The organism is Pelatocladus sp. (assembly GCF_059505505.1).
Window position 1 is genome coordinate 37761 of sequence record NZ_JCACKS010000210.1, and the last position, 14705, is coordinate 52465.

14 protein-coding genes are annotated in these 14705 nt (G+C 40.1%); 7 read left to right on the forward strand and 7 right to left on the reverse strand.

Annotated features, from left to right (window positions below):
- Positions 1 to 295: 295 nt before the first annotated feature.
- On the reverse strand, positions 296 to 991 hold the full coding sequence (locus AC5JMK_RS18185) for a hypothetical protein (RefSeq protein ID WP_096673647.1): 696 nt from the start codon (positions 989 to 991) through the stop codon (positions 296 to 298).
- 320 nt (positions 992 to 1311) lie between these two features.
- Here AC5JMK_RS18185 and AC5JMK_RS18190 point away from each other — a divergent pair, with 320 nt between their 5' ends.
- Positions 1312 to 1728 (forward strand): hypothetical protein, encoded by a 417-nt coding sequence (locus AC5JMK_RS18190; RefSeq protein WP_096673645.1) that lies wholly within the window; start codon positions 1312 to 1314, stop codon positions 1726 to 1728.
- Positions 1729 to 1941: 213 nt separating this feature from the next.
- On the opposite strand, the gene AC5JMK_RS18195 is transcribed toward AC5JMK_RS18190, so the two are convergent.
- A complete protein-coding gene (locus AC5JMK_RS18195) occupies positions 1942 to 2655 on the reverse strand; it encodes a diacylglycerol/polyprenol kinase family protein (protein WP_096673643.1) in 714 nt (237 codons plus the stop codon).
- 58 nt (positions 2656 to 2713) lie between these two features.
- Between AC5JMK_RS18195 and yidD the strand changes: the two genes are divergently transcribed.
- Positions 2714 to 2974, forward strand: coding sequence for a membrane protein insertion efficiency factor YidD (gene yidD, locus AC5JMK_RS18200; protein ID WP_096673641.1), 261 nt, complete (start codon positions 2714 to 2716; stop codon positions 2972 to 2974).
- Between the two features lie 74 nt (positions 2975 to 3048).
- Here yidD and AC5JMK_RS18205 read toward each other — a convergent pair whose 3' ends face one another.
- Positions 3049 to 3231, reverse strand: coding sequence for a hypothetical protein (locus AC5JMK_RS18205; protein WP_495910734.1), 183 nt, complete (start codon positions 3229 to 3231; stop codon positions 3049 to 3051).
- A 339-nt stretch (positions 3232 to 3570) separates the two neighbouring features.
- Between AC5JMK_RS18205 and AC5JMK_RS18210 the strand changes: the two genes are divergently transcribed.
- Positions 3571 to 5763 (forward strand): lytic transglycosylase domain-containing protein, encoded by a 2193-nt coding sequence (locus AC5JMK_RS18210; protein WP_495910735.1) that lies wholly within the window; start codon positions 3571 to 3573, stop codon positions 5761 to 5763.
- A 39-nt stretch (positions 5764 to 5802) separates the two neighbouring features.
- Here the strand turns inward: AC5JMK_RS18210 and AC5JMK_RS18215 are convergent, their stop codons facing one another.
- The gene (locus AC5JMK_RS18215) at positions 5803 to 6198 is read right to left on the reverse strand and encodes a VOC family protein (protein ID WP_096673635.1); all 396 of its coding nucleotides are present in this window, start codon (positions 6196 to 6198) and stop codon (positions 5803 to 5805) included.
- A gap of 238 nt (positions 6199 to 6436) precedes the next feature.
- On the reverse strand, positions 6437 to 7210 hold the full coding sequence (locus AC5JMK_RS18220; protein ID WP_096673633.1) for a ZIP family metal transporter: 774 nt from the start codon (positions 7208 to 7210) through the stop codon (positions 6437 to 6439).
- Positions 7211 to 7330: 120 nt separating this feature from the next.
- On the opposite strand from AC5JMK_RS18220, the gene AC5JMK_RS18225 reads away from it, so the two are divergent.
- Positions 7331 to 9106, forward strand: coding sequence for an FAD-dependent oxidoreductase (locus tag AC5JMK_RS18225; protein WP_495910736.1), 1776 nt, complete (start codon positions 7331 to 7333; stop codon positions 9104 to 9106).
- A gap of 109 nt (positions 9107 to 9215) precedes the next feature.
- Positions 9216 to 9521 carry a heterocyst-inhibiting protein PatX gene (patX, locus tag AC5JMK_RS18230; RefSeq protein WP_096673629.1) on the forward strand — a complete coding sequence of 102 codons (306 nt, stop codon included), beginning with the start codon at positions 9216 to 9218 and terminating at the stop codon, positions 9519 to 9521.
- Between the two features lie 805 nt (positions 9522 to 10326).
- Here the strand turns inward: patX and AC5JMK_RS18235 are convergent.
- Positions 10327 to 11385: a class I SAM-dependent methyltransferase gene (locus AC5JMK_RS18235; protein ID WP_096673628.1), complete on the reverse strand. Its 1059-nt coding sequence runs from the start codon at positions 11383 to 11385 to the stop codon at positions 10327 to 10329.
- Between the two features lie 256 nt (positions 11386 to 11641).
- Between AC5JMK_RS18235 and gifA the strand changes: the two genes are divergently transcribed.
- The gene (gene gifA / locus AC5JMK_RS18240) at positions 11642 to 11842 is read left to right on the forward strand and encodes a glutamine synthetase inactivation factor IF7A (RefSeq protein ID WP_096673626.1); all 201 of its coding nucleotides are present in this window, start codon (positions 11642 to 11644) and stop codon (positions 11840 to 11842) included.
- A 188-nt stretch (positions 11843 to 12030) separates the two neighbouring features.
- Here the strand turns inward: gifA and glnA are convergent, their stop codons facing one another.
- Positions 12031 to 13446 (reverse strand): type I glutamate--ammonia ligase, encoded by a 1416-nt coding sequence (gene glnA / locus AC5JMK_RS18245; protein WP_096673624.1) that lies wholly within the window; start codon positions 13444 to 13446, stop codon positions 12031 to 12033.
- 363 nt (positions 13447 to 13809) lie between these two features.
- Between glnA and apcB the strand changes: the two genes are divergently transcribed.
- Complete coding sequence (gene apcB, locus AC5JMK_RS18250) at positions 13810 to 14319, forward strand: allophycocyanin subunit beta (RefSeq protein ID WP_096673622.1); 510 nt, start codon at positions 13810 to 13812, stop codon at positions 14317 to 14319.
- Positions 14320 to 14705 lie beyond the last annotated feature (386 nt).

Consider the following 14705-nt stretch of genomic DNA (forward strand, 5'->3'; position numbering starts at 1 on the left):
GACTTGTTTCTCCACACACCGTATAAAGTCAGCAAATAAAAGAAAAGGGTTGTGTTGACTATTGATTTTTATTTGAACATAGGCGATCGCTCGCTACCCTGACGCCGTTCTCCTTCGGATAGCGATGAACAGGACAAACAGCATAATTCCTGCGCCGATCATGCAACATATATATTTTTAGAGATCTTGCAAAAGTTATTTTTACAAGCAGTCTAGTTTTTTATATATGCTGCATATTTTTATTTTGAAATAAAATCTATTATCTGTAGTCGAAAGTACAGAAAATTTAAACTTTTTATTTGTCAATCAACCGAAGTTCATATTGTTGTTGATTAAATAACTTTTGTTCTGGAGTTAAGATGGCGTAATCTTCGATTGGCTGGCGCATATCCCATTGCCATTCTGCTAATATCAATAAACTTGCTGCCATAACAACTCCAGTAGCAAAAAATTGCCAACCACAGCATAAGGGTAAAACAGCAATACTAGTGAGATGAATTATAGCTATTAATAAAAAGGTACGCGATCGCACAGCCCAAGCTGTTAATAAGTAACCAGCAGCGCTTATTATTAACCACAAAGGACATAGGTGCATCAAAACTGTACCCCAACCACAAAAAATGCCCAAATCAGTCAGGGTAACACCTCCAACCATTAAGATTATCCAACCATATAACAGCCAGCGTAGCTTTTCTACACTTACCCAAAACCATGTCAAAACTATCATGCTCATACTAGCGACAAAGGTAAGTACTGACCACAAAATAGCTTGTGTATACCAGCTAACAGGTAGAAATTGAGCTGTGAGAAAAATACCAGCACAAATCAAACCCCAAAGAATAAATACTTGATCGATTCGGGTATAAAAACCTGACCAAAGACTTAATTTACCAACTTTCCAATCAAAGCGTAATAAACCTTGTAAATCTTGAATATCTAACTCTTGTTGTTTCTCACGTAGGAGTGGTTGAGATAATGGCAAAAAAGTCATTTAAGTTTTATTGCTGTCATTGTTCAATAGCTTCTATCAGTTTATATATTTTTGTAAATTTTTAACAAGTAACAAAATTTTTTTAGATGTCAGTTCACCATGAACTATCTTTGTAAAAACATTTGGTGATAATCGTTTCCTAGACCAAAAACTTGGTCTTTAAAACTGGATGGAATCTCAAACTAGCCATTTGTTGGCAGTAAACAAGAACTGCGTGAACCACCAAGCATAAACATTAACCTTCCAACCTTGTTGATGAAGAGTAAATCAAGGATTGAGAAAGGTTTAGCCAAAAACACAAAAATTAGGAGCGTAAAATAATGTTTTGGAAGTTCGTAGTCAGTACTTTAGTATTGCCTATCAGCTTGGGATTAGAAGTAGCCGCAGCGCACACCTTGTCACCTACTCAAACACCCATCATTTCACAACAAGAAGTTGATGCAGTAGAACTAGAACAAACAAAACATAACCAAGATTACAAAATTAGTCAACGACACAGACACTATCGCTACAGAAGAACACGCCACTATAGACAAAATCGTCACTACAGACGAAATCCTCATTATAGACGTCGTCATTATAGGCAGCGTTACTATAGACAGCGTAATAACAGACGGTATCACTATAGACCTCGTTATCAAAGGGTTTATTATTACCATCCAGCAGTACGCTACCGTAGAACCTATCGTCACGGAGTAAATTTTCCGCAAAAGACTTTTTATTATCGTAGATATTAGTATCACCGTTACATAAATCCTGCTCATATCTAGTCAACACCGATCAAAGCTATTTAACTGGGTATGAGCTTCGTTTACCCTCGATTTTATATTTTGGACGAAGCCCCTAGATTTATCTATGGGGTCAATCCAAAATCCATAGACGCTTCTGCAAGTAGCCACTTTGTGTCTACCCGCAGGGTAATCTAAAATCCAAAATTGTTTGACAGACTACTAGCCACTAACCAACAATTTAGTTAATACAAAAGTCAAGGTCGCACTACCCAAGGGAACTGTCAAATTGTCAATCCCAGCAAAAGAAATAGTTTCTAAGCCAGTAGTTACTAAAGCCACTATCACAGATATCATCCAAACTTGCCAAGAGTCACCTTGTACATTCAACAAAATCAAGCTACAGATAACAAAACTGACGATCGCCATTGTCAAAGAACCTTCCCAGCTTTTTTGTCCTCCAAAGAGTTGATACTTATGTTTACCAAATCGCTGTCCAATTATGGCAGCGAGTCCATCTCCCCAAGCCATTGTTAAAATACCTAGTGCTGCATAATGGGGTTGTTGCAGATACCAAAACCAAGCAATCAAAACACCGATACTCATAGAATAGAAGAAAGTCCCAAAACTCCGGCGTCCTACACTATTAATACCGGGGAGAATAGGAAAACGGTAAGACAATAAAGTCACAGCACTGGCTAAAACTGAGGCTGTAATTCCTGCGATCGCGGGAATATTTAGCCACCAAGCCAGCAAAATCACATTACCAGTTCCAATATGCACTATCTTCCGCACAATTTCTGGATCTGCTTTCGCAAAACGACTAACCCCCCATGCAGTTAACATCACGAGGGATAACCAAGCTGCAACGCTAGTAACTTGCAGTCCTAAAGAAGCAATCAACTCTTGATGGGAAAACAAACTTAACAACAGCAAAGATTTAAATAAAAAAACTTGACCTTTGTTACCAATTTATTAGAAAAATGTGACACTGATGAAACTATTATTGATTTGGCTGATTCGGTTCTACCGAATGTTTATTTCACCTTTATTTCTCCCTACCTGTCGCTTCCAGCCTACTTGTTCTATGTATGCTATTCAAGCCATTGAAAGATTTGGCCCTCTGCGTGGTTCTTGGTTGGCTATTCGACGCATCCTACGTTGTCATCCGTTTCATCCAGGTGGTTACGATCCTGTACCAGAGGTAGAAAATGGGGATCAGGGACACGGGGGACACGGGGGATACGGGTTTTGAGGATTTATGCAAGAGGTCTATTAATTGGCGATCGCGTTCTGAGAAGCACGCCATGTGTCTACGCATTTCCAAAATCAGCGTTGATAACAAACATTCCCCCATCCATAGAGAACATCAAAGCGTTTGTTCAATCCGTTTTGACCTTGCTTATTAACATTCCCCCATCCATAGAGAACATCAAAGCGTTTGTTCAATCCGTTTTGACCTTGCTTATTAACATTCCCCCATCCATAGAGAACATCAAAGCGTTTGTTCAATCCGTTTTGACCTTGCTTATTAACGTCAATTCTGTATTGCTTAAACTCTCTACATTTTGGAAGAGCAAAAGCTTAGACTTTAATTATATACATACAAAATACATGCTCACTTTCACTGTCAATCTATCTCTGTTCAAACATGAAAATATACCTATTGAATGATGCAGAATTTAAAAATTAGGTTGATAATTTTTTCTTAACAAAAGTATAAAAATGGCGATCGCGATTAATTGCAAATTTTTCGTGTTCAATAAAAAATTGAAAGACAAAAATGGTTCTCTACAGCATTAGTAATGCTAAAGTGGCAAGAAATTCATGTGAAACTTTCAGCGGGTCTCAATGCTGAAGAAGCTACAGAAAAAACAAATTTCTCTGATTGTGGGTGCAGGACTATGTGCCTTTCTGGCTGGGGCTATGGTTTCAGCCCCTCAGATGGGAAGGTATCTCGGACAATGGCTCAAGCAATTTAATAATCAGTCAGAACAACTGACAGAAGCAAGTAAAGCTGAGTCAGCTGTTTTCTCTTTGGTACTCCAATCTCCTAGCCAAAGAGTAGAAAAACTTGAGGAATTATCCAAAGGGTTTCCATCACAAGATCGGAACCGCGCTCGTTATTTGCTAGCCAGTGATTTAGTTGAACGCAATGAAGGTAAACAGGCGTTAAGTCTCCTAGAAGGGCTGGATAAAGACTATCCACAGCTAGCGCCCTATATTTTGCTCAAAAGGGCCCAGGCGTATGACATTTTAGGAGAACCGGGTAAAGCCTCTGATGATAGACAGGCTGTGGTCAAAAATTATCCTACACATCCAGCCAGTGTGAAAGCCCTTTATTTAATAGCTTTACCTGAATATCAAGAAAAAGCGATCGCCTCTTTTCCTTCCCATCCCCTGACTTGGGATATCATTCGCAAGCGCTTGGCAACAAATCCCAATCAGCCACAATTACAACTAATTTTGGCAAAACACGCCTATGATCAACCAGAAATTATACCCATCTTAGATGCTTTAGTTAAAAATACTACTTTGAAGCCAGAAGAGTGGGAAATTGTTGCTAACGCCTACTGGGAAAATAATCAATTTGCGAAAGCAGCAGAAGTCTACACCAAATCAGCCAAGACACCCCGTAACCTCTATCGTGTGGCACGGGGATTGCAAATAGATGGTAAACGAGATCAAGCGATCGCTATCTACAAACAACTAATTAGTGCTTCCCCAGAAGCCCAAGAAACAGGTACAGCTTTGCTGCGTTTAGCAGAAATGAGCAAACCACGTCAAAATGCTCTACCTTATCTTGACCAAATCATCAGTAAATTTCCTGATCTGGCAGGAGAAGCATTGTTAGCAAAAGTCAAAATCTTACAAGCCCAAAATGACACCAACGGAGCAAATACAGCACTGCAATTACTGGTTAGCAAGTACGGAAATACTGAAGAAGCAGCACAATACCGTTGGAAAATGGCATTAGAAAAAGCTGAAGCCAAAGATTACCAAGCTGCATGGCAATGGGCAGAACCAATTCCTCGCACTAACCCTGATAGTATTTTGGCTCCGAGAGCAGGTTTTTGGATCGGGAGATGGGCAACAAATTTAGGGAAAATGCAGGAAGCTACACAAGCTTATGAGTATGTAATTAGTAGTTTTCCCCAATCTTATTATGCGTGGCGCTCGGCAGTGACTCTGGGATTAAATGTCGGCAACTTCAACAATGTCCGTCAGTTAACACCAGAAATAGTTCCTCTTGTGCGCCCTGTACCCACAGCTGGTTCTGAAACCTTCAAAGAATTATATTTGCTTGGTCAAGATCGTGATGCTTGGTTACAATGGCAAGCTGAATTTAACAACAAAGCTCAACCTACGGTGGCACAACAATTTACTGAGGGTTTGATGCTGCTGACTCAAGGAGAAAATTTACGTGGAATTGACAAAATCTCCAAATTGGAAGACCGAGAAAAACCAGAAGAAAAAACTGAATATGAAAATTTAAGTAAACAAATTATTTACTGGCAAGCTCGTTATCCTTTTCCTTATCTCAAAGAAATAGAATATTGGTCACAGCAACGTCAGCTAAATCCTTTATTGGTAACAGCATTGATTCGTCAAGAGTCACGATTTCAACCAAAAATTAAATCTGTTGCGAATGCGACGGGGTTAATGCAGGTATTACCAGATACAGCTAAGTGGATTGCTCCTCAAATTAAAGAGGACAGTAAAAAAATTAACCTTGAAGATCCTAACGACAATATCATGTTGGGTACTTGGTATTTAGATCATACTCATCAGCAATATGGTAATAACTCGTTGCTGGCGATCGCCAGTTATAATGCTGGCCCCGGTAACGTTGCTAAGTGGTTGAAAACTATACCAACCCAAGATCCAGATGAATTTGTTGAAGAAATACCATTTGATGAAACTAAAAATTATGTACGTCAAGTTTTTGGTAATTATTGGAATTATTTGCGACTTTATAACCCCGAAATTTCTCGGTTAGTCAAGCAATACTCAGCTAAACATCCACCATTACCACAACAGTAACTAAAGTGTGCGTTATCGATAACGCACACTTAAAAACAATTATTTCAAAGCATAGTTTTGGTTATATTCCACTAATTCAATTTCGTTACCATCGGGATCATTAACATAAATTCTATGCTTTGTTTCTGGTGCTGACATTGTGTAATATTCAATACCTTTATCCTCCAGTAATTTTTTCATGATTTCGCCATCTTTAATGACAAAACCAACGTGGTTAATGCCAATATTTTCGTAGGAATGATGTACACGTTCTTGCTCATTCTGGTCATTTAATGCTAAATAAAATTGGCGATCGCCAAAATGTATCCAACGCCGACCATTAAATACGCCTTCTGCACGTACATACCAATCGGGAAATAAAGTCTGGTAAAAATTCCGGCTGGCGTCTATATTTTTACAAGAAAGATTAATGTGTTCAAAACGAATCAAGTTCATATTTGACTCCGGTTATTTGATAAGTGGTTAGGCAAAATTAAATTCATTCGTGGAGATTGGGGGATAGGGGATAGGGAAGAAAAAATATGTTGACTAACTTTTAATTAATTTTGTAATGGTAATCATTGATTAAGTCTCTAAATATTTTGCTGCAATCAATAATTATTATTTTTCTGAGCAATGTTCAAAAATTAAATGAATTTGCCCATTCCCCTTTCCCCGATCCCCTGTTCCTCTTTTACCCCAAAGCAATATCCAAAAACATCATGACTACAAAGCCAATCATCACACCAATTGTTCCTTCTTTTTCTAAGCCTTTGCGATGAGATTCAGGTATAATTTCGTCACTAATCACAAATAACATTGCTCCCGCAGCAAATGCCATTGCCCAAGGTAAGATAAAGTTAGCAATACTCGCTAATCCAGCACCAATTAAACCACCAATTGGTTCAACTAAACCTGTTAACAAAGAAATTCCTAAAGCATAATTTCTGGAATAGCTTTCAGCAACTAAAGATAAGGCCACAACTAGACCTTCTGGAATATTCTGTAAACCAATTCCTAAAGCAACTGGAATTCCATCAGTAATATTATTGTTGCCAAAATTTACTCCCACAGCTAAACCTTCAGGAAAATTATGAATAGTAATTGCGCCAATAAATAGCCAAATTTGCCTCAAATTCTGACTATTACAGTTTTCTTTCCCCTTAAAAAAATGTTCATGGGGTAAAAACTTATGAACTAATTGCAAAAACACTCCGCCTAGTAATACGCCAACAAGGATAATCAAAGCTGCATTGAGTTTGGATGCCCCTTGAGCAATAGCCGCCTCAGTTCCAGGTAAAATTAATGAGAATGATGTCGCCGCTAACATCACTCCCGCACCAAAACCCAGCATGATTCCTTGTAATCGCTGCGTCAGATGAATGGGTAAAAAAATTGGTAAAGCACCAACTACTGTCGCAAGTCCCGCGCCTAAACTGGCGATCGCACCGATAACAAGGTTTTCCATACCTGGGATTTTTGATCTAGCTCTTTAAATTAAATCATAATCGTTATGAGTTTATATTGCAAGTGTCTGATTCCCAAGCAATTGGTGAAAATATATTCGGAAACCCAGGGAGGTTAGAAAATGGTGAATCAGACATATCAAGCCGATGTCTTAGTTGTCGGTGGTGGAACAGGTGGAACCGCAGCTGCTATCCAAGCAGCGCGACGGGGAGTCAAAACTATCCTCGTCAGCGAATTTCCTTGGTTAGGAGGAATGCTGACGTCTGCGGGTGTATCTGCACCGGATGGGAATGAATTAGAAGCTTTTCAAACAGGTTTATGGGGTGCGTTTTTACAAGAATTGCAGCAGCGACAACCAGGAGGGTTGAATAATAGTTGGGTCAGCTTTTTTAGTTATGACCCGCGTATAGGTGCGGAGATTTTTGCAGATTGGGTGCGAAAATTACTAAATCTGCTTTGGATTCCTGGATATGTGCCTTTGGAGGTTTTTCGAGAAGGAGATTGTATCACTGGCGTTAGGTTTGCAGATTTTACTGTTAAAGCCAAGGTGACTCTCGACGCCACAGAATTAGGAGATTTATTGGCTTTGGCTGAAATATCTCATCGCTGGGGTTGGGAGTTGCAGTCGGAGTTTGGAGAAACTAGCGCCCCAGCTAATTTTAATTCTCTCACAGCAAAATATCCTCTGCAAGCCCCAACCTGGGTAGTGGTGATGCAAGATTACCGTGAAGCCGTTGCCCCAGAAATTCCATCTGCACCAAACTACGACCCGTCACTGTTTGCTGGTGCTTGGGATGGCTATGGTGTTGAGAAATTTTTGAATTACGGACGTTTACCAGGAAGTAGGTTCATGATCAATTGGCCGATTCACGGTAATGATTACGGTGAAGGTGTAGGTAGATTGATCCAATCTCAAGCAGTAAAGCGAGAATTTGAGCAAGAATGCTTTTGGCATAGTCAAAATTTTGCCCATTTTATTCAAAATCAGCTTGGTCGTCGTTATGGTTTAGCAGATGGTATCTTTCCCCAAATCCAAAATCGCACAGGTGCTTATGCATTACATCCTTATTACCGAGAAAGTCGCCGTCTAGTAGGGCTAACTACTATTAGAGAACAGGATATTTTGCCAGTAGCAGGGGGTACAGTAGCAGCATTAAATATAGATGCGATCGCCATTGGTAACTACGCCAACGACCATCATTATCCTGGTGTGAAGTTTGACTTACAACCAAAATCAATTCGTTGGGGAGGTCGTTGGACGGGAACTCCCTTTACTATTCCTTATCGTTGTCTGATTCCGGTAGAGACTGATGGTTTATTAGTGTGTGAAAAGAATATTTCTGTGTCTCATATTGCCAATGGTGCAACTAGATTGCAACCTGTAGTCATGGGTATTGGTCAAGCAGCAGGGATGGCTGCTGCTATTTGCGTAGAGTTGAATTGTCAGCCCAGAGAATTACCCGTTAGAGTCCTGCAAACAGCTTTACTGCTGGATCAAATAGCACCAACAGCAGTAATTCCATTATTTAACGCCTCACCTACTAGTATTAATTGGCTACATTGGCAACAATATTACTTAGATAATCCCGAACTATATCCATGTAACGGCTATTATCTTGATGATTCTGGTTATCAGTACGATCACGGCAGTAAAAAAACTGGTCAAGAACAAAATTTTAACTGTTTCCAAGGTATTTTTCACCGCCTTAACCAGCAAGATTACAGATTCACAATTATGATCCCAGCTTCATACAAAGGCCAAATTTGGCAGCTTGTGACTTTGCGATCGCCAATCAATGAACTGCTGCAAACTAAACCCCATGGGCAACAGCTCAATCTTCGGGGTTGTCTCAATCAAGCTGGTCGTTGGTTACTAGTGGAAAGTACTCATGACTGATTCCAATATTTTTTTCAGTTAAAAACAATACTTTTTGACGAAATTGTCCGGAAGCAGTAAAACAAACTCAGTATCAAGGAAATGAAGAGTTCTAAAATAGACACTTGTTATGCGTGCTGCCATTTCACTTTTAGTTACAGGACTGTTACTGAGCAGTTTCGCTGTAAACAGCCAAACAGTTACTAGTTCCCTATCCGATATGTTGACATCTCACTTTAGTTCTCACTTATTAATCTCGGCAAAATCTAAACCTCAAAAGTCCTCTCCTTATCGCGGTAGTGGACGCGATCGAGACAGACAAAGAGTGTCTTATCTTTTGCTGTCTGCAAAAACTACTCCCAGGAACCGTCCTGCTAAGGGTGGTTCGCGTAGAGATTTAATGCAGCATCCTGGTAACAAGCATATTGTTGCCTAACAACAACATACTGAAGACAATCTTTTAGGCTCGTAGTTTTGTTGGTAGCAAGGAATTCAGATTACACCCCAACACGATGTTTTACGTAAACATCCGTTACACACCTTCTATAGCAAGTATATAACAGTTGAGACACGACTAAGTCAGGTAATCGCTCTGTATCAATTCTGTAATCTTCGTGTAAATAAAGGGTCTTCCACCCTTGCAAACAGAAGGCAAAATCAATCAAAATCCGTATTGCAAACAGCATCACTCCTCAAACAAGTAAGCATATCCCGATCGCAAACCTCAAATAATCAGGAAAAGGGTGTCACTTCGTCTACCAGTGCAGCATAAGCACATATGTTTGCTGATATATCTCGATTATTAGGGAAATAGGCAAGAAAGCAACTCCCTGATATCTTACTCAGGCTTTTTTCTGTGTTGAGCTACTGGTATCTTGCATCGGGAAAAAAGAACTTTGTTGAGGTTGCAAACAACATTACTCTTACCAAATTAAAGCTTGTGCTTGCTCAGAAATATTTCAACAAGCGCTAGTTATCTTGGTTCCGCTACCATCATTTCGCAAAACTATTTTGTTTTTTGCCAAAAATTTTTGTCTCAATAGCGTTGTGATGCCAAAAATGGCAGAGGTCGATAAGAATGTGGTAGAAGATGCAAGTTATAAAACTTCTTACCACTTTCTTCTCTACCTCTAAAAGTACAATGGTCTTGATCACAAGGGCTTCAATCCTTGCTCTTTGAGGGTAGTTCTTACCCTTACACCCCCATACCTTATCCCCCTAAACCCGCCCAAAGGGTTTAATCAAACTGGTTTGTGAGCAATTAAATACTTGCTCATCAAATAGACTTGTATTTCAACATTCTCAAAACCTGCTTTTTCCAAACGCTCTACTAAATCATCAGTCATGTAATGCTTATAGTAGGGTTCATGGTACATCTGGTGGAAGTTTTCCATGAATGGTTCCATTTCTGGAGAATCACTCATTTGCACAGAGTCACAAATAATGAACACTCCTCCGGGTTTTGTTACTCGGTAGCATTGTTCAATAACTCGCTGGCGTACCTTTGCAGGTAATTCATGGAAAAGAAACACAGAAGTCACTGCATGAAAATAATTATCCAGGTAGGGTAACTCTTCAGCGTTAGCCTGCAATAGTTGTGGTAATTCTCCTGGAATTTGGCTTAATAATTCATTTGCTTTTCGCAAATAAGCTGGTGACAAATCCGTACCAAACAGCGATGCTTGCGGGAAAGCTGCGCGAATCATTTTTAAAGTCCGACCCGTTCCACAAGCTACATCTAAAATGCGTATTTGCCGATGTGGTAAATCAGCAAATACACTTTTTAGTCCTTTCTTAAGAGGTGCGAGAATTCGCCGTCGCATTGGGTCGGCTGTACCACCAAACAGAATTTCCACCTGTAAATCGTAGAGATTGGCTGACAAGTCGCTCAAGTAGCCATCAGTTTGGTGATGGAAGTTCTGTACGTAATAACTCGGATAACCAGAAGTTTCCACATTTGCGGGAAAGTCTTGATAATTCTTCTGTTTGGCCCGCTCCCACGTTTGGAATAAATCTAGGCATATTACTGGATAGTACTGGAAAAATTCTTGCCAAGGATTATCAAACAGCAAGCTCGTAGGATACACGCCCTGCTCTGCATCTTGCCAATCACTTTCTAGTAAATTATCTAGCTTTTTTTGAAATGTGAGTAAAACTTCTGTCGGGACGGGTTTGGTTTGCTGCTCAAAAGGAGAGATTAAATTCAACAACCGTACGCTCAATGTTTTATGAGCTAAACCAAAATAGTTTTTACCCTGCTGAAATGTTTGATAAGTCAGCTTCGTTAATGTGTCGGACATGTGAATGGCTAGGCTTGTCTTTATTTTTATTTATTTAACTTAAATAATTGTAACTATTAATTCATTAATCTTGAGAATGATCTATTGAGCTTTGGTGCTGACTACAAACCTTTCAATGTGACAGGGTACTTGTCAATAAAATATTAAGTTTTATAAAAATGTATCATTTCGTAACTTCTGATACAGAATTATTCTGCTATCTTATTAATGGAGACAAACAAATCAATCAAATTAAAACTACAGGGAGGACTCTGGTATGTCTACCCAAGACAAAGCTCGTGCTTTAATGATGCGTCATTATCAGCTGATCAAAAATCGGCAACAATCGATGCTAGAACGTGCAGGGGAAGAATTGGGTCTTCCTGGAGAAGTATCTCACTACTGGAACCCGACTCAAGGGAAAATAGACCACAATGCTCGTATGAATTATGACCGCAGTAATGCTGCGATGAGTTAAGTAGTGGGGGCGAATGCTTACTCGCGCCAAGCGCGTCTACGCCCCTACAGTGGTAGAGAAACCCAAAAAAAAGCCACCCAGTTTGGGTGGCTGTATTTATGATTTCAAATAATACGTCTGGTTTTATGGAGAATCGCTAGTAGTTATTTATAATTAACCACTAACTACCAACCACTAACCCTTTGAAATTAACAATCGTAGTAAAGAGCAAATTCGTAGGGATGAGGACGTAGACGCATTGGATTAACTTCATTGTCTAGCTTGTAAGAAATCCAAGTTTCAATAAAGTCTTCGGTAAAGACACCAGGTTCGGTCAAGAAAGCATGATCTTTCTCTAGTGCTTCCAATGCTAATTCTAGAGATCCAGGAGTGGACGGAACTTTCGCCAGTTCTGCTGGAGAGAGTTCATAAATATTTTTATCCAGAGGTTCACCAGGATCAATTTTGTTTTTGATGCCATCTAAACCAGCACACAGCATGGCAGCAAATGCCAAGTAGGGGTTAGAAGTCGCATCAGGACAACGGAACTCTAAACGCTTGGCTTTGGGGTTAGTACCAGACAGAGGAATCCGAATCGAAGCAGAACGATTACCTTGGGAGTAAGCCAAGTTAACTGGTGCTTCGTAACCGGGTACTAGGCGCTTGTAAGAGTTGGTGGTGGGGTTGGTAATAGCCAACAGTGCTGGTGCGTGCTTGAGGATGCCACCGATATAATGTAATGCCATATCACTCAAGCCAGCGTATTTATCGCCTGCAAACAAAGGCTGACCGTCTTTCCAAATAGACTGGTGAGTGTGCATACCGGAACCGTTGTCTTGGAAGACAGGCTTAGGCATGAAAGTAACGGTTTTGCCGTATTTCTTGGCAACGTTCTTGATGACGTATTTGTAAGTCATCAGCCAATCGGCAGCTTCAATTAATTTACCAAAGCGGAAACCGAGTTCGCACTGACCACCTGTAGCTACTTCGTGATGCTGCTTTTCAATAGGTACTCCACACTCTGCCATTGTTAGCAGCATTTCTGTACGAATATCTTGGAAAGTGTCAGTGGGAGGTACTGGGAAATAACCCTCTTTGTAGCGGGGTTTGTAACCCAGGTTAGGACCTTCTTGTTTACCGGAGTTCCAACGCCCTTCAACTGAGTCTACATGGTAGTAGCCTTCGTGGGAGTTTTGGTCAAAACGGACATCATCAAAGATGAAAAACTCAGCTTCAGGACCAAAGAAGGCTGTGTCACCAAGACCGGAGGAAACGAGATAATCTAATGCTTTTTGAGCAATTACACGCGGACAACGACTGTACCATTCGCCCGTACGGGGTTCCTTAATACTACAAATGATACTGAGAGTTGGTTCTTTCATGAATGGGTCGATCCAGGCAGTGTTTGGATCGAGTACCATTGCCATGTCTGACTCGTTGATTGCTTTCCAACCCCGAATACTGGAACCATCGAAGGGTACGCCGTCTGTGAAGCTACTTTCATCGATTTGGTTATGAAACACTGTCAGGTGCTGCCATATCCCTGGCGTATCGATGAATTTCAGATCGATCATCTGAATGTTGTTGTCCCGAATCATATTCAGGACTTCTTGTGGGGTTGTCATGGTTACTCCTTCTCCGCCAATTTAGTACAGTAAACCACAATGTTAATGCACGCTGACCTTGCTTGATGAACCCAAATCATTAAAGACACCTGAAATATCCTAATGATATAAATTTGAGATATTTTGTATTTTTTGTTACAGAATATCATGTTTATAGGTTATGTTCATTTTTGCCGAACTAACTCTACAAAACTTGACAGTTCATCTGTTGGGGTCAACTTTGGCATAGAATCCTTTAAGTAGCGCATACATTGTTTTTGTGCTTGAGCTTCTTTTAATATTCATTGGCACAAAAATTAGCCGCTTGCAAAAGCAGTCAAATAAATATCAAACCATAAATAGCAATGATTGGGAGATAAAGGAATGCGGGATGCAGTCACAAGTTTAATTAAGAATTATGACGTTGCTGGGCGGTATTTTGACCGGAATGCGATCGACAGTCTCAAGTCCTATTTTGAAAGCGGGACAGCACGAGTACAAGCCGCAGGAGCTATTAATGCAAATGCGGCGGCAATTGTCAAGCAGGCTGGTTCTCAATTATTTGATGAACAGCCAGAGTTGATTCGTCCCGGCGGCAATGCTTATACTACTCGACGGTATGCGGCTTGTCTGCGGGATATGGATTACTACCTACGCTATGCTACTTATGCCATTGTAGCTGGCAGTATGGATGTGTTGGATGAGCGCGTGCTGCAAGGTTTGCGGGAAACTTATAATTCTTTGGGTGTTCCCATTGGCCCTACAGTTCGTGGTATCCAACTGATGAAGGATATTGTCAAGCTGCAATTAGCAGATGCTGGTGTCAGTAGTACTAGTTTTGTAGATGAGCCGTTTGACTACATGACCAGAGAGTTGAGCGAGAAGGACATTTAGTGTAATCCAACAGAAGGCAGAAGGCAAGAGACAGGAAATTGTCATGCTTAGACAATCTGTTTTTTCGTCTGGTTTTTCCTGTCTATTTATTTCTGGTATCTTGCACTAGCCAATTCCACATATAAAAAGCTGTGTATATCGCACTTTGCCTTTATGGCAAGGTGCGTTTACTTTTTTTAATACTAAAAATTGATTACTTATCATTGGATAACTACTTAAAAAACTTGTAAAATATATTACTTAGTATGGATGATTGTTGGCAGTAGTTCCATGAGTATTAATGATCTAGAATTTTTGCACGGTGCGGCTTTTCTTCGACTCCTTAAAGGAACGGGAGCATCCCAATTTTGCAAAAAGAGGGAGAGAAGGGAAAAAAATTCGCGATT

What these genes read in the sequence shown, in the direction of transcription:
- AC5JMK_RS18185 (WP_096673647.1), bottom strand. Translation starts at nt 991, where the DNA reads ATGACTTTTTTGCCATTATCTCAACCACTCCTACGTGAGAAACAACAA.
- AC5JMK_RS18190 (WP_096673645.1), top strand. Translation starts at nt 1,312, where the DNA reads ATGTTTTGGAAGTTCGTAGTCAGTACTTTAGTATTGCCTATCAGCTTG.
- yidD (WP_096673641.1), top strand. Translation starts at nt 2,714, where the DNA reads ATGAAACTATTATTGATTTGGCTGATTCGGTTCTACCGAATGTTTATT.
- AC5JMK_RS18210 (WP_495910735.1), top strand. Translation starts at nt 3,571, where the DNA reads ATGCTGAAGAAGCTACAGAAAAAACAAATTTCTCTGATTGTGGGTGCA.
- AC5JMK_RS18215 (WP_096673635.1), bottom strand. Translation starts at nt 6,198, where the DNA reads ATGAACTTGATTCGTTTTGAACACATTAATCTTTCTTGTAAAAATATA.
- AC5JMK_RS18220 (WP_096673633.1), bottom strand. Translation starts at nt 7,210, where the DNA reads ATGGAAAACCTTGTTATCGGTGCGATCGCCAGTTTAGGCGCGGGACTT.
- AC5JMK_RS18225 (WP_495910736.1), top strand. Translation starts at nt 7,331, where the DNA reads ATGGTGAATCAGACATATCAAGCCGATGTCTTAGTTGTCGGTGGTGGA.
- patX (WP_096673629.1), top strand. Translation starts at nt 9,216, where the DNA reads ATGCGTGCTGCCATTTCACTTTTAGTTACAGGACTGTTACTGAGCAGT.
- AC5JMK_RS18235 (WP_096673628.1), bottom strand. Translation starts at nt 11,385, where the DNA reads ATGTCCGACACATTAACGAAGCTGACTTATCAAACATTTCAGCAGGGT.
- gifA (WP_096673626.1), top strand. Translation starts at nt 11,642, where the DNA reads ATGTCTACCCAAGACAAAGCTCGTGCTTTAATGATGCGTCATTATCAG.
- glnA (WP_096673624.1), bottom strand. Translation starts at nt 13,446, where the DNA reads ATGACAACCCCACAAGAAGTCCTGAATATGATTCGGGACAACAACATT.
- apcB (WP_096673622.1), top strand. Translation starts at nt 13,810, where the DNA reads ATGCGGGATGCAGTCACAAGTTTAATTAAGAATTATGACGTTGCTGGG.